Source organism: Streptomyces sp. NPDC059398 (assembly GCF_042751845.1).
Lineage (GTDB): Bacteria > Actinomycetota > Actinomycetes > Streptomycetales > Streptomycetaceae > Streptomyces.
The window spans coordinates 1-18,949 of the sequence record NZ_JBHYWP010000103.1 but is presented as its reverse complement, the minus strand read 5'-3'; the positions used below and the strand labels follow the sequence as shown (position 1 = coordinate 18,949).

11 protein-coding genes and 1 pseudogene are annotated in these 18,949 nt (G+C 70.3%); 5 read left to right on the top strand and 7 right to left on the bottom strand.

Translation table 11 applies throughout. From position 1 onward, the window contains the following. Positions 1 to 55: 55 nt before the first annotated feature. Both ACFXBC_RS28815 and ACFXBC_RS28810 read right to left on the bottom strand, forming a co-directional pair. Complete coding sequence (locus ACFXBC_RS28815; RefSeq protein ID WP_385030719.1) at positions 56 to 733, bottom strand: potassium channel family protein; 678 nt, start codon at positions 731 to 733, stop codon at positions 56 to 58. After that, complete coding sequence (locus tag ACFXBC_RS28810) at positions 733 to 1,401, bottom strand: potassium channel family protein (RefSeq protein ID WP_385030716.1); 669 nt, start codon at positions 1,399 to 1,401, stop codon at positions 733 to 735. The genes ACFXBC_RS28815 and ACFXBC_RS28810 overlap by 1 nt, the downstream gene beginning before the upstream one ends. Positions 1,402 to 1,636: 235 nt before the next feature. Between ACFXBC_RS28810 and ACFXBC_RS28805 the strand changes: the two genes are divergently transcribed. Together ACFXBC_RS28805 and ACFXBC_RS28800 are read left to right on the top strand one after the other, a co-directional pair. Next, complete coding sequence (locus ACFXBC_RS28805) at positions 1,637 to 3,775, top strand: APC family permease (RefSeq protein ID WP_385030713.1); 2,139 nt, start codon at positions 1,637 to 1,639, stop codon at positions 3,773 to 3,775. Positions 3,776 to 4,112: 337 nt separating this feature from the next. Beyond that, positions 4,113 to 5,441, top strand: a complete 1,329-nt coding sequence (locus tag ACFXBC_RS28800) for a class I SAM-dependent RNA methyltransferase (protein ID WP_385030710.1) — start codon at positions 4,113 to 4,115, stop codon at positions 5,439 to 5,441. Positions 5,442 to 6,004: 563 nt separating this feature from the next. On the opposite strand, the gene ACFXBC_RS28795 is transcribed toward ACFXBC_RS28800, so the two are convergent. The 4 genes from ACFXBC_RS28795 to ACFXBC_RS28780 form a co-directional block, all read right to left on the bottom strand. Beyond that, positions 6,005 to 8,152: a DEAD/DEAH box helicase gene (locus ACFXBC_RS28795; RefSeq protein ID WP_385030707.1), complete on the bottom strand. Its 2,148-nt coding sequence runs from the start codon at positions 8,150 to 8,152 to the stop codon at positions 6,005 to 6,007. A gap of 53 nt (positions 8,153 to 8,205) precedes the next feature. After that, positions 8,206 to 9,567, bottom strand: coding sequence for a BREX system ATP-binding protein BrxD (gene brxD, locus ACFXBC_RS28790; protein ID WP_385030704.1), 1,362 nt, complete (start codon positions 9,565 to 9,567; stop codon positions 8,206 to 8,208). Positions 9,568 to 9,637: 70 nt separating this feature from the next. Then, positions 9,638 to 12,583 (bottom strand): BREX-2 system phosphatase PglZ, encoded by a 2,946-nt coding sequence (gene pglZ / locus ACFXBC_RS28785; protein WP_385030701.1) that lies wholly within the window; start codon positions 12,581 to 12,583, stop codon positions 9,638 to 9,640. Further along, positions 12,583 to 16,479, bottom strand: a complete 3,897-nt coding sequence (locus tag ACFXBC_RS28780) for a phage resistance protein (protein ID WP_385030698.1) — start codon at positions 16,477 to 16,479, stop codon at positions 12,583 to 12,585. The genes pglZ and ACFXBC_RS28780 overlap by 1 nt, the downstream gene beginning before the upstream one ends. Positions 16,480 to 16,980: 501 nt before the next feature. Between ACFXBC_RS28780 and ACFXBC_RS28775 the strand changes: the two genes are divergently transcribed. Beyond that, positions 16,981 to 17,157: a hypothetical protein gene (locus ACFXBC_RS28775; RefSeq protein WP_385030695.1), complete on the top strand. Its 177-nt coding sequence runs from the start codon at positions 16,981 to 16,983 to the stop codon at positions 17,155 to 17,157. Between the two features lie 41 nt (positions 17,158 to 17,198). On the opposite strand, the gene ACFXBC_RS28770 is transcribed toward ACFXBC_RS28775, so the two are convergent. Beyond that, positions 17,199 to 17,678, bottom strand: a complete 480-nt coding sequence (locus ACFXBC_RS28770; RefSeq protein WP_385030692.1) for an ATP-binding protein — start codon at positions 17,676 to 17,678, stop codon at positions 17,199 to 17,201. Positions 17,679 to 17,848: 170 nt separating this feature from the next. On the opposite strand from ACFXBC_RS28770, the pseudogene ACFXBC_RS28765 reads away from it, so the two are divergent. Both ACFXBC_RS28765 and ACFXBC_RS28760 read left to right on the top strand, forming a co-directional pair. Then, positions 17,849 to 18,702, top strand: a pseudogene (locus ACFXBC_RS28765) (helix-turn-helix domain-containing protein). Further along, positions 18,699 to 18,881: a DUF397 domain-containing protein gene (locus tag ACFXBC_RS28760; RefSeq protein ID WP_018895950.1), complete on the top strand. Its 183-nt coding sequence runs from the start codon at positions 18,699 to 18,701 to the stop codon at positions 18,879 to 18,881. The pseudogene ACFXBC_RS28765 and the gene ACFXBC_RS28760 overlap by 4 nt, the downstream one beginning before the upstream one ends. Positions 18,882 to 18,949: the final 68 nt, after the last annotated feature.

Here is an 18,949-nt window from a genome sequence, read left to right as displayed (position 1 = left end):
GGACGACCCCGGTACGGCGGTTCTCGCTCCGGTACGGATCCGGGGCCGGAAGCGGCTAACCGGCCGCGCCCTCCCGGCGTACCGAAAGCAGGTCCTCCAGCTGCTCCTCGCGCGCCTGCGCGGCCACGAACAGCAGCTCGTCGCCCGCCTCCAGCGTCTCCTCCGGGCTCGGCGTCAGGACCCGGGTTCCGCGGATGATGGTGACCAGCGAGGTGTCCTCGGGCCACGCCACCTCGTGGACCTGGGTGCCGGCCAGCGCGGACTCCGGCGGCAGCGTCAGCTCGACCAGGTTGGCGTCGCCGTGGCTGAAGCGCAGCAGCCGTACGAGATCGCCGACGCTCACGGCCTCCTCGACCAGCGCCGACATCAGCCGCGGTGTGGAGACCGCGACATCGACGCCCCAGGACTCGTTGAACAGCCACTCGTTCTTGGGGTTGTTCACCCGGGCCACGACCCGCGGCACCCCGTACTCCGTCTTGGCGAGCAGCGAGACCACCAGATTGACCTTGTCGTCACCGGTCGCGGCGATCACCACGTTGCACCGCTGCAGCGCGGCCTCGTCCAGTGAGGTGATCTCGCAGGCGTCCGCGAGCAGCCACTCGGCCAGCGGCACCCGCTCCACCGAGATGGCGGTGGGCGCCTTGTCGACCAGCAGGACCTCGTGGCCGTTCTCCAGCAGCTCGCCCGCGATGGAACGCCCCACCGCGCCGGCCCCGGCAATAGCGACACGCATCAGTGACCGCCCTCCTCGGGGCCCCGGGCGAAGGCCGCCTCGACCTTCTCGACCTCGGCCGTGTGCATCATGACGTGCACCAGATCGCCCTCCTGGAGCACCGTCCGGGAGGTGGGCAGCGTCGCCTCGCCCAGACGTGTGAGAAACGCGACGCGCACGCCTGTCTCCTCCTGGAGCTGGCTGATCTTCCGGCCGATCCAGGCGGGCGACGTGTGCACCTCCGCGAGCTGCACACCGCCGCTCGGATCGCGCCACAGGGGTTCGGCGCCGGACGGCAGCAGCCGCCGCAGCATCTGGTCGGCGGTCCAGCGGACCGTCGCCACGGTGGGGATGCCCAGACGCTGGTAGACCTCGGCACGGCGGGGGTCGTAGATGCGGGCGGCGACGTTCTCGATCCCGAACATCTCGCGGGCGACCCGCGCCGCGATGATGTTCGAGTTGTCCCCGCTGCTCACCGCGGCGAACGCACCGGCCTCCTCGACACCCGCCTCACGGAGGGTGTCCTGGTCGAAACCGACTCCGGTGACCCGGCGACCGCCGAACCCGGCGCCCAGACGGCGGAAGGCCGTGGGGTCCTGGTCGATGACTGCGACCGTGTGCCCCTGCTGTTCCAGGGTCTGCGCGAGAGCGGCTCCCACTCGCCCGCAGCCCATGATGACGATGTGCACGACCGTCCTTCCACACGTCCGTAAATTTTCGGTCATAACTGTTCCACCGGAAAATGGCCCCGGCCAAGGAATAAAGACTCTCAGACAAGCGGCCAAGCTACACACGCACGGTGCGGGTGGGGAGCCCCGTACGGGGGCCGCCGCGGGGGAGCCGGATATTCCGTCGTGTTGACACTGTGGTGATGAGGGGGTGGGGGGTGCGCGCCCCCTATATCGAACGCTTACGATCCTCACCGTGTCCAAACTGACCGACGTGCCCAAACGCATCCTGATCGGCCGGGCGCTGCGCAGCGACAAGCTGGGTGAGACCCTTCTCCCCAAACGCATCGCGCTTCCCGTCTTCGCCTCCGACCCCCTGTCCTCGGTGGCGTACGCCCCGGGAGAAGTGCTGCTCGTCCTCTCCGTCGCGGGTGTGTCGGCCTACCACTTCAGCCCGTGGATCGCGGTTGCCGTCGTGGTGCTGATGTTCACCGTGGTGGCGTCCTACCGGCAGAACGTGCACGCCTACCCCAGCGGCGGCGGTGACTACGAGGTCGCCACCACCAACCTGGGGCCGAAGGCCGGCCTCACCGTGGCCAGCGCCCTGCTCGTCGACTACGTGCTCACCGTCGCCGTGTCGATCGCGTCCGGCGTCGAGAACCTCGGCTCGGCGATCCCCTTCGTCGTCGAACACAAGGTGCTCTGCGCCGTCGGCACGATCATTCTGCTGACCCTGATGAACCTCCGCGGTGTGAAGGAGTCGGGAAAGCTCTTCGCCATTCCGACGTACGTCTTCGTCGCGGGCGTCTTCATCATGATCGTGTGGGGCGCCTTCAGGGGACTCGTACTCGGCGACACCATGAAGGCCCCGACCGCGGGCTTCACGATCCACGCCGAGCGGGGCGGCCTCGGCGGCTTCGCCATGGTCTTCCTGCTGCTGAGGGCCTTCTCGTCCGGCTGTGCGGCGCTCACCGGCGTCGAGGCGATCAGCAACGGCGTACCGGCCTTCCGCAAGCCGAAGAGCAAGAACGCCGCGTCCACGCTGGCGCTGATGGGCGTCCTGGCCGTCACCATGTTCTGCGGGATCATCGGGCTCGCCATGGCCACCAAGGTGCGGATGGCATCCAACCCCGGCACCGATCTGCTCAACCACGGCGTCCCGCTGGGGTCCGGCTACAACCAGGACCCGGTGATCTCACAGGTGGCCGCCGCCGTCTTCGGCAATGGCACCTTCTTCTTCGTGGTCCTCGCCGCGGCGACCGCACTGGTCCTCTTCCTGGCCGCCAACACCGCGTACAACGGCTTCCCGCTGCTCGGCTCGATCCTCGCCCAGGACCGCTATCTGCCGCGCCAGCTGCACACCCGGGGCGACCGGCTGGCCTTCTCCAACGGCATCGTGCTGCTGGCCGGCGCCGCCGTGCTGCTCGTGGTCATCTACGGCGCCGACTCGACCCGGCTGATCCAGCTGTACATCGTCGGTGTGTTCGTCTCCTTCACCCTCAGCCAGACCGGCATGGTCCGGCACTGGAACCGCCATCTGGCGACCGAGAAGGACCCGAACAAGCGCCGTCACATGATCCGCTCGCGCGCCATCAACACCTTCGGCGCCTTCTTCACCGGTCTGGTGCTGGTCGTCGTCCTGGCCACCAAGTTCACCCACGGCGCCTGGGTCGCCCTGCTCGGCATGGTGATCTTCTTCGGGACCATGACCGCGATCCGCAAGCACTACGACCGGGTGGCCGAGGAGATCGCGGCACCGGACGAACCGTCCGACGAGAGCCTGCGCCCCTCGCGCGTCCACTCGATCGTGCTGGTCTCCAAGGTCCACAAGCCGACGCTGCGCGCGCTGGGCTACGCGAAGCTGATGCGCTCCGACCATCTGGAGGCGCTCTCCATCGGCGTCGACCCGGCCGAGACCAAGGCGCTCAGGGACGACTGGGAGCGGCGCGGCATCAATGTGCCGCTGAAGATCCTGGACTCCCCGTACCGGGAGATCACCCGGCCGATCATCGAGTACGTACGGGGCCTGCGCCGCGAGAGCCCGCGGGACGTCGTCTCCATCTACATCCCCGAGTACGTGGTGGGGCACTGGTACGAGCACGTCCTGCACAACCAGAGCGCCCTGCGCCTGAAGGGCCGGCTGCTCTTCACTCCCGGCGTCATGGTGACCTCGGTCCCGTACCAGCTGGAGTCCTCGGAGCTGGCGAAGAAGCGCGCGAGGAAGCGGGCCGACTGGAATGCGCCGGGCGCGGTGCGCCGCGGCCCGGTGACCAGGCGTCCCGCGGAGCCGGTCGCGGTGTCCGGCAAGGGATCGGGCGCCGGGAAGGGATCGGGTGCCGGGAAGGGCGCCGCCAAGGGCGAGAAGGGTACGAAGGGCGGGAAGGGCAAGGGCTGAAGCGAAGGCCGTCGGGGGCCGTGAGCGGCGGCCCGCCCGGCCGGTGAGCGCGGGGCTTCGTCTGGAGGGGTGTGATCCGTCCGGCGAGCGCGGGTCCGGCCCGTCCGGTCGGTGAGCGCGGGTCCGGCCCCTCCGGTCGGTGAGCGCGGGGCCTGGTCCCGGCCGGTGAACGCGGCGCCTGGTCCGTCCGGCCGGTGAGGGCCGCCCTGGCCCGGCTGGTGAACGGCCGGGCAGCACCCACGTAGACTGGTGGGTCGTTGTCCGGCGGGTCCCCTGTCCGGCATCCGGCAGTTCCCTGTCCGGCTCTTCCCCTTTGATCTTCTGGAGTCCCCCCGCCATGCAGACAGAACCCACGGCATCGCTGGTCGGGGAGGAGTACGAGGTCGAGGTCGGCCCCGTCGCGCACGGCGGCCACTGCATCGCCCGCAACGCGGAGGGCCGGGTCCTCTTCGTACGGCACACGCTGCCCGGCGAGAAGGTCGTCGCCCGGGTGACCGACGGCGAGGAGAGCTCGCGCTTCCTGCGGGCCGACGCCGTGCGGATCATCGAGGCGTCCAAGGACCGGGTCGAGGCCCCGTGCCCCTTCTCGGGCCCCGGCCGGTGCGGCGGCTGTGACTGGCAACACGCCAAGCCGGGCGCGCAGCGCAGGCTCAAGGGCGAAGTGATCGCCGAGCAGCTCCAGCGGCTGGCGGGTCTCACTCCGGAGGAAGCCGGCTGGGACGGCACCGTGATGCCGGCGGCCGGCGACAAGCTCCCGGCGGGCGAGGTGCCCGCGTGGCGCACCCGGGTCCAGTACACGGTGGACGAGCAGGGCAGGGCGGGCCTGCGCAAGCACCGCTCGCACGAGGTCGAGCCGATCGACCACTGCATGATCGCGGCGCCGGGCGTCACGGAGCTGGGCATCGAGAAGCGCGAGTGGCCGCAGCTGGCCTCGGTCGAGGCCATCGCGGCCACCGGCTCCAGCGACCGCCAGGTCGTCCTCACCCCGAGGCCGGGCGGCCGTCTGCCGCTGGTCGAACTGGACAAGCCGGTCTCCGTCCTGCGCGTCGAGGAGCACGACGGGGGAGTGCACCGTGTCCACGGCCGCCCCTTCGTCCGCGAACGGGCCGACGGACGCACGTACCGCGTCGGCATGGGCGGCTTCTGGCAGATCCACCCGCAGGCGGCCGACACCCTGCTGAAGGCCGTGATGCAGGGCCTGATGCCCCGCAAGGGCGACTCGGCGCTCGATCTCTACTGCGGCGTAGGGCTGTTCGCGGGCGCCATCGCCGAACGCGTCGGTGAGCAGGGCGCGGTGCTCGGCATCGAGTCCTCCAAGCGCGCCTGCGAGGACGCCCGGCACAACCTCAGGGAACTGCCGAGGGTCCGCATCGAACACGGCAAGGTCGAGGCGGCCCTGCCCCGCACGGGCATCACGGAGACCGACCTGATCGTCCTGGACCCGCCCCGAGCGGGCGCGGGCAAGCAGACCGTCACACACCTGACTTCGCTGGGCGCCCGCCGTATCGCGTACGTCGCGTGCGATCCGGCTGCGCTGGCCCGGGACTTGGCCTACTTCGCGGAGGGGGGGTACCGGGTGCGGGTGCTGCGGGCTTTCGATCTGTTTCCGATGACCCATCATGTGGAGTGCGTGGCGATTCTTGAGCCAGCTGTAAAGGACGTCTGAACTGCGGCTTTACCGGCCGTGCGCCATGTGCGTTACGTGCACATTTTTGACGCTCAAATGACGCACTGAGAGACGTCCTGACGCTCGTTCTTACGGGCTTGCAGGTGGGGTCGTCCCTGGGCACGGGCGGCATTTAATGGGCGTCTGTCCCTGTGTACGGCGGATCCTCGGCCATGACGCGGTCTATGCGCCCGTGCGCATACGGGGCGGGCTCGGTGCCAGAGGTCGCAGACTTGGCGAGGAGGCGCTGCCCGCGCTTCAGTCCGCATACGACGACTGCGGCGCATTCGACGGCCTGCTGCCGTCCCCCCTGGGAGGAGCTGCTGACCTCCATGCTCGAACGGGCCCCAGCGGAACGGATCTCACAGACCGCAGCACATCTGGTGGCTGTCGCCGAGGATGCAGTCAGGTTGGGCTTTGCGCAGGAGGAGTTCTCGTGGGCCTCACCGGCCCAGGCGCGGCGGGCGTGGCAGAGGTGGCAGAGATGCCCGGGGGAGAGGCGAAGAGCCCTGGGGCGGAAGCGGAGCTCACGCCGCCAGGAGCCGAACGTACGGAAACGAAGTTCACATCCCCCATTCGAGCCGTACCGGCTCTCGCGCCGTGGTCAGTGCCCCGTCGAAGTCCGCGAGACGTTCGGCCAGTGTGGCCGTGGCCACGCGTGGCGGGAGGGCAGCCGAGAACTTCAGGCCGCGGACGGCGCGCGGGTCGACGGTGGGCAGCGTGAGGGAGTCGGCGAGTTCGGCGCGGGCGGATTTCCAGTCAGCGGGGGCGAGGTCCTGGCGCAGGCGGAGGTGGGTGTCGGACGGCCGCTGGACGGGATCGGCGAGGTTGCCGAGGGAGGCGGCAAGGGTCGCATTGGCGCGGTAGCCGGCCCAGGTCCACCAGCGCGTGGCATCGGCGTCGCGAATGACGAGAGTGCCGGCCGGGTGGACCTCGTGAGGGGCACGATCGGTGCGCAGCTCGGTGAGGGCAGCGGCGGCGCGGCGGGTGAGCCGGACATCGGGGTCGGTGCCAAGAAGGACGTTGCGCATGGCACGGGTCATGGCGAATGAGAGGCCGCGGGCCTCACTGCCCTGCCATTTGGCCACACCGCCGTCCTCGACAGGTTCGACGAAGGCACGGCGACGGGCCCAGTCGATGAACGTAACCTGCCAGCTGCGCCCGGCAAGCAGGAGGCGGCGCGGGCCGGGGCGTTCCTCGGTGAGCACGGCGGGGTCGGTGGTGCCGATCTCGGTGCGCCCGGCGAGGACGGTGAATTCGGGCGGCGCGGTGAAGGAAGCGGTGAGTTCCATGAAGTGCCGGCGGCCGAAGTGCTTCTCGGCCTCGGGGCCGATGAAGAGCATGTCGTTGTCGCTGTCCAGAAAGCCCTCGTCGACCAGGTGCTTCAGGAGCGGGGCGGCCGACCGGTCGAAGGGCGCGAGGCCGTTCCACTGGTCCGGCCAGAGCCGGTTGCCGATGCGGTGCTCCTGCAGGGTGAGCGCGAGCAGCTGCTGAGCGACGAGGTGACGGGGCGACGGTGGCGGGGTTACGGGCTCGACCCAGCCCCGGGCCCAGAGCGTGAGCAACCCGGCGGCCTGCAGCAACGACTCCGGCCTGGTTGTGAGGAAGAGACAGTTGCGTGAGGTGCCGGCGCGACGGCCGGTGCGGCCGATCCTTTGCAGGAACGAGGCGACGGCGCCGGGGGAGTCGATCTGGATGACTCGGTCGAGGTCGCCGACGTCGATGCCGAGCTCCAGGGTGGAGGTAGACACGATGACGCAGTCGCGCGCCTCGGCGAACGCCTGCTCGGAGCGGGCCCGTTCATCGGTGGAGAGTGAGGCGTGCGAGAGAAACACGGTGACGTCGCGGGCCCGGAGCGCCGCACCGAGTTCCTCGACCTGCTTGCGGGAGTCGCAGAAGACCAGACGCTTCTCGCCGCGATGCAGGGCGGAGATGACCTTGGCGGCATTGGCGAGCGAACCGACGTAGTCGAGTTCGACGTCTCCCGCGGGTCTCGGCGGCGGGGTGTCCCCAGCCGTGTCCGGCAGAGTGATGCCGGGCGCGACGACCCGTCCCGGGCGTTCGGCGGGGCGCGCCCCCTGCAGCCATGTGAGGAGTGCGTCCGGGTTGCCGACGGTGGCGGAGAGGCCGATCCGCTGGATCCGGTGACCGGCCAGCTGCTCCAGCCGTTCGAGCACGGCAAGTAGGTGCCAGCCCCGGTCGTCACCCGCGAAAGCGTGCACCTCGTCGATGATGACGGCCCGGACCCGGCCGAGCATGTGCGCGTGATCGGTCTTGACACTCATCAGCATCGCTTCGAGCGACTCGGGTGTGGTGAGCAGGAAGTCGGGCGACTCGGTGCGGATACGGCGGCGTGCGGACTCCTGCGTGTCGCCGTGCCAGAGCGCGGCGCGGCGACCGAGCCACTGGGCGTAGGTGTCGACGCGGTGGATGAGGTTGTTGAGGAGGGCTTTGAGCGGGGCCAGGTAGAGGACGGAGGTGCCCGTCCAGTGCTGCTCCCGCATGGCGGACAGGACGGGGAAGGTGGCGGCTTCCGTCTTCCCGCCCGCGGTCGGCGCGAGCAGGATCGCGTCCTCGCCGTCCATCAGTGGTTCTACGGCGGCCTTCTGCAGGGGGCGTAGATCAGGCCATCCGAGAGTATTGACGATGTGGTGCAGGACGACCGGATCGAGGCGTTCGAGCGGGTCGAGGCCGGGCGTCTGGTCCAGCACGTGGGTGGCTCCCTGCGCTTGGTCTTCCGTGAACGGGAGGGAAAGGCGACAGATCAGAGGTCGAGATCGAGATCATCGGCCGACGCGGCCGCCGGGGGCGCGGCGAGATTGCGTTCGGTGGCAGTGAGATCGCCGCTGCCGAGGGTCAGTTTGTAGTGCGTACGCGGATCGAAGTCGTCGAACTGATCGATCCTGTCGAGTACGTCCCCGACCAGCTTCTTCAGGTACAGGCGCGGTGCCACTCCGACTTTCCCTCCCAGCGCTCCGCCCACGGCCCTTGCCAGGTCCGCAAGGTACACGTCGTCGGCTAGCCGCTTGATCCGCTCGGCGGAGTGGGGAGAGGAGACGCCGTCCGCGTACAGGTCGCGGATGGTGGCGCCCAGACCGGTCAGGGACTCCTCCGTGAATCCGGGAAGCCGGATCTGTACGGCACGCGGATTGTCGAAGCGCGGGGCGGTGGTGAAGTCGGTGGCCAGGCGCTGGGCGAGCGGGGCGAGACGCTGGACACCCTGCTGTCCGTCGTAGAAGGCGGGAGTGCCGGTGATGACGAGGTAGAGGCCGGGGAAGCGACCGGAATGAACCTCGTCGATGAGCTGGCGCAGGGCGTTGAGGGCCTTGTCGCGGGCGTCGGAGCGGACCCGTTGCAGCGTCTCCACTTCGTCCAGGACGAGGACGAGCCCGGCGTGCCCTGCGTCCTTGAGTATGGTCAGCAGGCCTTGCAGGAAGCCGAAGGCGCCGAAGTGGTCGAGGTCCCCGCGGATTCCGGCGCTGCGACGTGCGGCAGCTGCGACGTGCGGCTGGCCGCCGAGCCAGGCCATCACTGCGGCGGCGGTCGTCTCGTCGCCGGAGTCCAGGGACTGCTTGTACCCGCGCAGCGCGGTGGCGAAGGCGGGTGCCTGGCGGGACACTTCGGCCAGGCGGGCGGTGAGCAGCCGGTCCACGGCCTGCGGCAGTTCGCTCTCGGCCGCGCCGTCGGTGAGCGCGTCCTCCTCAAGGGCGTAGAACCAAGCATCGGCGATGGGCCGCAGGGCGCTGGGCGGGAAACTCGCGGTGGTCAGGCGTTCGGTGAGCCGCCGGTAGACCGTCTCCAGCTTGTGCAGCGGGGTCTCGGTCTCCGACACCTGTACCTCGGCCACAGCGAAGGTGCGCCGCTTGGCGCGCTCGCCGAGCCATCGGGTGAAGAAGGTCTTGCCGGAGCCGTACTCACCGCGCACTGCCTTGAACACCGAGCCGCCGGCGGCGACGGTGTCCAGTTCCTCGTCGACCGCCTGCTCGAAGCGGCCCAGGCCGGTGGCGAGCAGGTCGAGGCCGCTCTCGGGGACGGCGCCGCGCCGCAATGCGTCCACGACGGCGCGGCGGCGTACGGCACCGACCGGTGCACTGACACGAGGGGTTGAGGATCGAGACGAGTTCACCCGGACAGTCTCCCATCAGGGAGATCGCCGGGCCGCAGGAATGCCGGCGGAGGGATCCGGTTCGTCCTGCTCACGGGGTGCGCAGTCCGAACTGTTCCATCAACTGGGCCCGGTGCAGGCGCAGGGTGCGGTTGTCGGGGAGGATCTCCAGGATCTGGGCGCCGTCGTGGTTGAGGAGCTGCGCCAGGGTCGCGGCGAAGCCGGGGGCGCGGCCGGCGGGCTGGCCCGTGCGTTCGGCCAGGGCGGTCATGGACAGGGTGCCCGCTTCGACGAGGGCGACCAGCGCCTTGGGCAGGACGGACGGCTCCCGCGGCTTCCGGGCGAGCAGGTCCAACTGCGCCGCGTACAGCTCGGTGGCGACGAGACGTTCCACAAGCGCGACGGCAGGCGACTGGGCTTGCGTGGAGGGGGCTTCGGTCTCCGGTGTGGGCTCGGCGAGCTTCTGCGACGTGAGAGGGGCGAGCTCCTCCTCGCCGAAGAGACCGATGACGCCCTCTGCCACGGACGGGGCGGCCTTCTTGGACTGCTTGGCACCCGGACGCGACGGCGTGCCGACGGGGACGGGAGCAGCGGTGCCGGACGATGTGCCGGCCTCGGCGCCGGATCCCGTCTCGATGCCCGTCTCGTCCGACCACCACGACGGAGCCGGATCGCCCAACTCCCGCCATCCTTCCGGTGGTTCGGCGCCGAAGGGTAGCAGGGCGAGCAGCGGGATGGTGAATTCGGCAAGGGTGGCGCCGCCGTGGTAGCCCGCCTTGAGGGCGGTGTACCGGGCCTCGTGGTCGCGCAGAGCGACGATGCGCGAGCCGGGCTCCGGCCAGACCACTCGCGGCCCGGCCAGTGCGATCTCGGAGGGTGCGACCGGGCCGCCGGGGTCGCGGTGACGAGCCGAACCGATGGTGCCTGCCGGCGCGTCGAGCTTGCTGCCCCGCCGTTCGATGACATGGCCGTGGTCGGAGGTCAGGAGCACAGTCATGCCATTCGCACGCGCGGCCCGCAACAGCGGTTCGAGACCACCGACCTCCTTGGCCTGCCAGGCACCGTCCCCGAGCTTCTGCTCCTTGGCAAGTCGGTCGTCGACGGTGTTGAGGACGACGGCGACATGCATGCGTTCGTCGGCCAGGGCCTCGCCGAGGGCGGCTGAGAAGGGCGAGCCGGTGTCGGGGCCGCGCAGGTCGTCCTTGTGGAAGACGGCCGCCGGGGCACCCTGCCAGCAGGAGTGCTGAGGGAAGAGCCGCTTCTCGTCGTTCTGGTCGCCCCTCATCAGGGTCCCGGCGAAGAGAGAGGTGCGCGAGACAGCGGTGAGGGTGGGCAACGCTGCGGCCACGGCACGCCGCACCGGTGTGCCGTGAGCCCCGGGAAGCGGGTCGAACTCGGCCCACTGCTCGTGCAGTTCCTGCCCCAGCTCGGCCGCTATGGCCGCGCTCATCCCGTCCAGGAGCAGTAGCAGGACCCGGCGCCCCGGCTCGGCGACGACCGGCGCGACGACCCGCGTCAGGAGGGACTCGACGGTGAGCAGGGAACCGGGGGAGCTACCGTCCGCCGTCCACACCGCGAGCCGTTCGCTGAAGGCGTGGTCGAGCGTGCGGCGGGTCCGCTGCACCTGGTCGCCGATCCGGCTGTATGCGGCGGCGAGTACGGGGTCGGGGTCGCCGCCCGCCTCCAGGTGCTCCAGGGCGCGGTCGGACCAGCCGAGTTCGCGGATCTGGCGTTCCGTCCCGTCGGTCACTGACTCGATCCAGTCCGACGGGTTTCCGGCCAGCCACCGTTGCAGCCGCACGGCCATCCGGACCCGCTCGATCCGGGCCCGGGTCTCGCTGTCGCCGGCGGCAAGAGCGTGCGCGCGGAGCGCGGTGACTGAGTCCGTGACCGCCTCTGTGGAGCCGTCGGTCAGCGCGTGACCGGCCGCGGCGAACCGGGCGTCGAGCCCGGCGGGCAGGAGCGGACTGGAGGTGGCGGCTGCCTGCGCCCCGAACTGGGCGACCAGCTGTGCGGCCCGGATCAGGACCGGGTCGGAGAGACGGTGCTCGCCTCGGTCGATGAGATCGCGTACGTACGTCTCACCGCTGCGGGCGAAGGAGGCCAGGAGCCGGTCGAGTTCGTCGCCCTGGGCCGGCGGCTGCTCGCCGAGCCATCGTTCGGCCCGGCCGCGCGCGCGGTACAGGTTGTGGTCTGCCTCCGCATGTCCCCACAGGGCGGCGCAGACCACCGCGTACGCAGCCGCGTCGGGGCCGTGCTCGGCCTCGACCAGGGCGGTGATCACCTTGCCTGTGGAGCCGCCCTGCTCGGGTGCGGCGAGGAAGCGGGCGAGGCCGGCTTTCTCCGGTCCGCGCAGCGCGCGCAGGAGGTCCGGGCCACCAGGGGTGAGGGTCCACCGGAACAGGGCGACGGGGTCGACCCGGTCTGCCTCTCCCGGCAGGACGCGTTCCGCCGGTGTGTCCCCGCTGCTGTCGTCGAGGCGCAGACGCCGCCGGGTCAGCCGGGTGAGGGCCTCGTCGCGGGAGAGCACACCCCTGCCGATCGAGCGCCAGCCCCGGGTGCCCGCCGCGTCCAGGAGCGCCTCGGCCGCCCAGGTCTCGCCGCGCAGACGCGTGTCGAGGCCGCTCGCGCCGAACGCCTCCTGCACGACCTCCCAGTTGTCGACGGACCTGATGCGGCGACCGTAGACGCGGGCGAGCAGACCGGGGTCGAGCTCGGTGTCCTCCCGGTCGGTGAGGACGACGAGGACGCGCGGCTCGGGCGGGACCTGCGCCTGAAGGTGGCCCAGGATCTGCTCGTGCACCGCGAGGACGGACGGTGCGACAGTCACCCGCACCTGCGCCGCGCCCATCGTCGGCTGCTCGGCAGCCCCGTCCCACTGTGGAGCGGCCCGCAGCAGCATGACGCGGACCGCGCCGTCGCAGAGCTTGCTGCGCGCGGCGACGAACTGGCGGACCGTGCTCACCGAGAGGCGGGAGGGACCCGCGACCGAGGGCCCCGGCCCGGCGGCGGGCGTGATGGTGATCGTGCCGGACATCAGTCGACGACCTTCCAGGTGACCTCGACGGCGGCATCGGGGTGTGCTGCGGCGAGTGCCGCGATCTCGGCCTGTAGCTCTGCAGCAGCCCGGGCAGCCGTCGTCCGTCCGCCACCGGAGCGGGCCACCGGGAGGGCCGGATCGCGAGGCGCGGGCGGCGGCGTCGGCAGCACCTGCGGATGGGCGGAGCCGCCGTCCAGGGGCACCGTGTCGGAGCTGGGTGCCGGGTCGGTGGGCTGCTGCGGGGCCGGCGGCGGACTCTGCCGGGACCGCAGCAGCGCCATCACCTCCCGGCTGCCCTTCTTCAGGACGGCCGGCAGGTCGGGGTAGTCGCCGGGGTCGCCGGCCGCGGCGTCGCGCACCCGCTCCAGGATCGCCGCACCGTCCCGGCCGAGGGTGTCGGCCAGCTCCAGCTGTTCACCCCAGCTGGTGTTCTGCAGCGCATCGGACACGGTCCCGGCACTGGTCAGCGACATGCTGTACCGGTGCGCGGTGAACCCGCCGAGGTCGAATGCGGCCAGCCGGTCCACCACGGCCTTGGCACCGAGGTTCTCCGCGCGCACCGCGTCCACCAGCTCCTGAGCCCGCCGGGCGAGCACAAGGCGGGGCGAAGAATCGTCCAGGTGCAGGAACCGCCGGTGTTTCTCCAGCTCCGTGACGAGTCGCCCCGCATCGGTGGCGAACGCGTTCGCAGCCTTGCGGATCTGCCCGGCGAACTGGTTCACGATCCGCCCACGCCGCAACTGCGGTGCGGGCGTACCGAACACCGTCTCGTACCGCTTGCGAGCCTCCGCCCAGTCCGTCTCGGTGGGCAGCGGCTGCTCCCGCAGCGCGTAGTCACGCTTCAGGTCGCTCGGCAGCGGTGCGGGTTCGACCGCGACTCCGCCGCGCACCCACACGCGGTCGGACATTTCCGCGTACGCGGCGGCGAGCAGCCGGCGCAGCGGCTCGGGCAGGCCGCGCGGGTCGGGCCGGTCGGTCCAGTCGGCGAGCCTGACCAGGGTCGGCTCGGCCACTCCGTCCCGGCGGGCCTGCGCGTTGAAGTGGTCGAGCCAGCCGTTGGACTGCCGGTAGTACGCCTCCTGCATCACACCGAGCTTGAGGCCGCCCGCGATCCGCGCCATGACCTTGCGGTCCTTGGACTCGACCTCCACCTGCCCGTCACGGTCCTCGGCGGCCTTGCGCACGTACTCGAAGACGGTCTTGATCTCGGCGGCCCGCAGCGGCTTCCCGGTGCCTTCCGGATCCAGCTCGGGGTGGGCGGGGAACTGGTGGGCGAGCAGCTTCCCGGACAGCTGGCGTGCGGCGTCGTCCATCTGCGCGCCGATCGGCAGCTGCAGGTCCGCCACCTGCTGCTGGGCCTCAAGGTGGTTGCCGAAGCCGAGGTCGACGACGCCTTCCTGCTTCTGTGCGAGTCCGTACGCCTGCTTCAGCGCGCCCAGGACCCGCTCGGTGAGGACTTCCCGCTGCGACTGCAGCATGCCCTTGGCACGCGCCTTGTCGTCGGCGTTGAGACTGCGTGCGAACTCGGAGTCGAAGCGGGCCTCGTCGGACAGTGCCTTGTCGATGACGACGAGACGTTCGAAGTCGCCGCGGGTGGCGTCGGTGAAATGAGTGGGCAGCCAGGCCAGGGTCCGAGAGTCGCCGCCCGTCTTCTCCCGCAGCGTACGCAGCCGCTGGAGGTCGTCCATCGGCCCGAACTCGCCCTCGTCGTAAGGGAAGTCGACGACGAGCCGCCAGGCGTCCTCCTGGTTGGGCCGCAGCGCCGCATCCGACAGCGAGTCGACGTCGGCGACGTTCCCGAAGACCACCTCGACCTGCCGCTCGGTGCCCTTCCACACCAGGTCGAGTATGTCGTACGGGTCGAACCCGCCGGTCCCGTCGGTGACGCCGAGCGCCTCCTTGAGCAGGGCGCGCATCTTGCTCCGGCGGTTGCCCAGGTTGTTGTGCACCTGAGCGTTGGCGAGCACTGCGTCGAGGTCGACACCGGTCAGTTCGAGGCGGACGACCGCACCGGGGCCGGTGCCGGCGACCTTGATCTCGGGGAAGGTCGCCGCCCATTCCTTCGCCTTCTGCTCCAGGCGGCCGATCTCGGTTCCGGCGATCCGAGTGGTGATGGATCCGTGGTTGAGCGCGTTGAGCCGGGCCAGGGTCAGGTCGGACAGGGCGGGGACGCTCGGCGCGAGCGCGGAGAGGAGCAGCGTCTGGATCAGTCGGCTGTCACCGGTGAAGTCCCGGCAACGGGCCTTCAACTGCGGATCGTTGGTCGTCTCCGGACGGCGCTTGTACGTCTCCACGTCGTCTTCGGTGACCTGGTTGGTCTTCAGCAGGTATGGGCGCAGCTTCTCGCGGTACAGCTTGTCCGCCGCCTCGAAGTGGACGCTTGTCTCACCGCTGAACGCCTTGTCGCCGCCGCCGACGATCGCCGGGTACAGATCGCCGAGCGGTACGAGCTGGCCGAGCCGCCAGTCGTCCCGGTGGTCGACCAGGAGCTGGCTCATCAGCTTCAGGCCGGTGCGGGAGCGCTGCAACGCCCCGGAGATGTGCACCAGGGTGTCCATGAACGCCGGCGGGAAGGGGTAGGTGCGCCGGAAGGCGTCCTCGTCCGCGCCGGTGGTGGAGTCCTTGTGGCCGAGCAGGGTCTGCCAGACGTCCGGGCCGAGCTTCTTGGCCTCGTCGAAGGCCGCCGCGACCTTCGCCTCGGCCTCGTCGTCCACGGGGTGCAGCAGACGGGCCTGCGCGATCGTCGGCAGGTTGCGGTCCTCCAGGACGATCGAGTCGTACCGGCCGCCGTTGAGCTTCAGCGTGTCCTGTACGGCGGCCTCGGCGGCGCCGGACATCTCCTCGCCGACCAGCTCGCGCAGGTCACGCTGGCGGGCGATGAACGAGACGACGGGGATGGCGCGGCGCTCGTCGGCCCCCTCCACGAAGTTGGTGACCTTGCCCGCCTCGCGGCCGAGCGCCTTCTGGTCGTGGATGAGGGTGGCCAGCCACAGGATCAGCTCGTCCATGAAGAGGACGAGGCCGTCGTAGCCGAGGGATTTGGCGTGTGCGGCGATGATGCCGAGGCCCTTGTCCAGGGAGACGAAACCGTCGGCGTTCTCCGAGGCGTTGCGGGCGAAGGACGGGAAGAGGGTCTTGGTCAGGTCCTGGACGAGCCGGGCGCGCAGCTCCTGCGGGGTGGTCGGGTTGTCCAGGTCGAAACCCTTGGTGTTCTCGTGCTCCTCCTGCGCGGCGACGGCCCGGTCGAGCAGTTCGGTGGTCCAGGCGAACGCCTCGCCCCACTCGTCGCCCTCACCGCTGTCGGCCTCGGCGAGCTGAGCGATCACACGGTCGTCGCCGCTGCCACGGCGATGAGCCGCGAAGTCCTCGAAGAGGCCGTCGGTCAGATAGACCTGCGGCAGATCGCAGCCGGGGTGCACCTTGCGTACGTGCTCCACGTACTTGCCGAGAATGCGCTGCTCAAGGGACTTGGCGCCGAGCATGTGGTACGGGACGAGGAGGAACTTGCGGTCGTCCGCGTCCAGCCAGGGGTGGTTGTTGCGGACGGGGTCCAGGTCGTCCTTGGCACGGGCGGCCTGGTGGCCGGAGAGGAGGGCGTAGAGCACGGCCATGAAGTGCGACTTACCGGAACCGAACGAGCCATGCAGGTAGGCAGCCTTGGAGGAGTGGCTGTCGAGCGCCGATTTGATCAGGTCCAGTGCCTCGTCGAAGTTGCCGCGCAGGCGGTCGGTGACGACGTAGTCCCGCAGGGCGGCCTCGGCGCCCTCAGGCGTGACAGCCTCACCGAGCTTCAGTACGAAGTCGGACGTCGACACGCGCTCCGGGATGCGGATCAGCTCGCGCAGGAGGGGGCGGTCCTCGGGACGGGGGGTGTTCCTGCTCATGAACGCCATGTGTCTGTGATGCTCCTCGCCCGGCCGGTCCTTCAGCTCGATCAGGAACTGAGCTGCCCGATTAATCGTAGAGGGTGGTACTGACAGCGGCCCATGCGATTCCCGACAGCCGCATAACACGGTGGGTTACGCGGGCCGGCATCACCCAGGCATTCGCCGCGCCGGAGGATCACGCCGAGTGAATCTTCCTGTGTCCGTCTACGGCGCGGGAATGCTCAGCGCCTTCGACCAGCAGGACTGCCCGGCCCGCCTCCTGCACCGTGCGCTGCTCGGCCCGGGCCGCCCGCCGGTGATCCCGCTCCTCGTCCTCGCGCAGGCGTGGCGGTCCGGGAGGTGGACGCCGCTGACCAGGCTGATTCCGCAGTGCGTGATGTTCGGCACCCGGAGTGCCGAACACCATCGTGCGGCGTGTGCCAGGGCGGAGATGCGACCGGTGACGCCACGCGGGCCGGGTAGCTGCTCGCGCTTGGCGGCCTGCCGGACGAGAAGCGCCCCGACGCGGTGGACGCGCTTGCGGTCGTCGTCGCGGTGCGCCATCCGGAGGCGGTCGTGGTCGCCTCCGGCCCACGGCACCTCCGTGCCTACGGGGACGCTCTGGATCAGGGCGCCACGGGTGTGCGGATTCTGCCGGCGCCGGAGCCGGCGGGCGTCCTTGAGGGCAAGTGCGTGCTGCTCTGAGCAGTCCGGTTCCCGCCGGGTGTCGGTGAGCGATGCCGGCGTCAGGGGTGGTCCGGCCCGCTGGGGTCTGGATGGCCGATCAGCCCGGTCTGTGCCCATACGGTCTTGCCGGGGCCGGTGCGGTCATCGACGCCCCAGGCGTCGGCGACCGTCGCTACCAGGGCGAGCCCTCGGCCGCCGTCGGCGTCCGCGTCGGCCATGGTGACCGTGGTGGGGTCGGGGCGTCGCGGGTGGGTGTCGGAGACCTCCACGCGTACGACCGCGGTCGGGTGCGCGTGCTGGTGGAGGAGGCGTAGCTCGAAGTTCGGTCCCGGTACGCGGCCGTGGCGGGCGACGTTGGCCGCGAGCTCGGCGACGAGGAGCGCGACGGTGTCGCAGAGCGCGCTGCCGGGCGGAACTCCCCAGTCAACGAGCCGGGCCACGGCGGCCCGGCGGGCGAGGCTCGCACCGAGGCGGGTGGCGGGGAAGGCGTGCGTGGACTCTTGGACGGCCAGGGGTGGTTCAACCTGCGATGTCGTCATGGGCCCAGCCTTCCGGCGGCGCCCGTCGTGCCGACAGGAACGGCACCCATACAGATCCATCTGTACTTGTTCACGCTCTGGACTGGGTTGGTTACTATCCGTGACCCTGGGCAGATTGGCCGACGCGACGTACGGGGCGCAAGGCGCAGGGCACGGAAAGCGGGGCGGCGATGACGGCGGACCAGGACGGCAGCGGTACGGCGGCGTGTGGTGAACCCGAACTGTCGGACAGTCTCAAGACGTTCGGGGCCGTTTTGAAGGCGCTGCGGGAGGCAGGAGGGTTCACGCAGGAGGAGTTCGCGGCCCGGGTGCGGTATTCGGCGGCATACGTCGCGAAGATCGAGCAGGGTAAGCGGTTCCCTCCGGAGGCGCTGCCCGGGAGGGCGGAGGAGGCGCTGGGCCGGTCGCGGGGAAGGTCCTCGCGGCAGCGGCGAAGAGCCTGCGCAGGAAGGCCGGGCTGGCGTCCTGGTTCCTGCAGTGGGCGGGGATCGAGGAAGAGGCGATCACGCTGTACGCGTATGAGTGCCGGGGGATTCCGGGGTTGTTGCAGACCGAGGGATACATCCGGGCAGTCTTCGATCGACGGCTGCCGCCCTTGTCGGAGCAGCAGTTCGAGCAGCAGGTTGCTGCACGCCTTGAACGACAGGAGCTCTTGGCCGCGCGGCCCAACACCTCGTTCTCGTTCCTTGTCGAGCAAGCTGTCTTGGAGCGCCAGTTGGGAGGGCCTCAGGTGACTTCTGCCCTCATTGACAACCTGCTGACGCAAGGCCGTCGACGCAACGTGGAAATCCTCGTCATGGCACTCAAACAGCATGACCACTCGGGCATCGACGGCCAGATGTACCTCGCCGAGACCTCGTCCAACAGCTGGTTCGGGTACGTCGAAGGTCACGACGGCAGCACTCTCATGGCCGACCCGAAAGTGGTCAGTGCCATGCTTCAGCGCTATGGCAAGATGCGTTCACAGGCGCTGAGCCACGAGGCCACAGTCGGCCTGCTGAAGCAGATTCAAGGAGCGCTATGAGCACCGAACTTGACTGGGTCAAGAGCAGCTACAGCGGCAGCGGTGGCGACAACTGCATCGAGGTTGCGCTGGACGCCGAAGCGGTCCATGTGCGGGACTCCAAGGATCTCGGCCGCGACTCGTTCGCCGTGGCCCCCGGTGCCTGGGCGGCTTTCACCGCGCACGTGTCGGGTTCCTGACTGCCGTCTGTGAGGCGGCGGGTGAGCCCCCGCAACGACGCGCGGCGCCTGCGGGCGAGGCGGGGGGC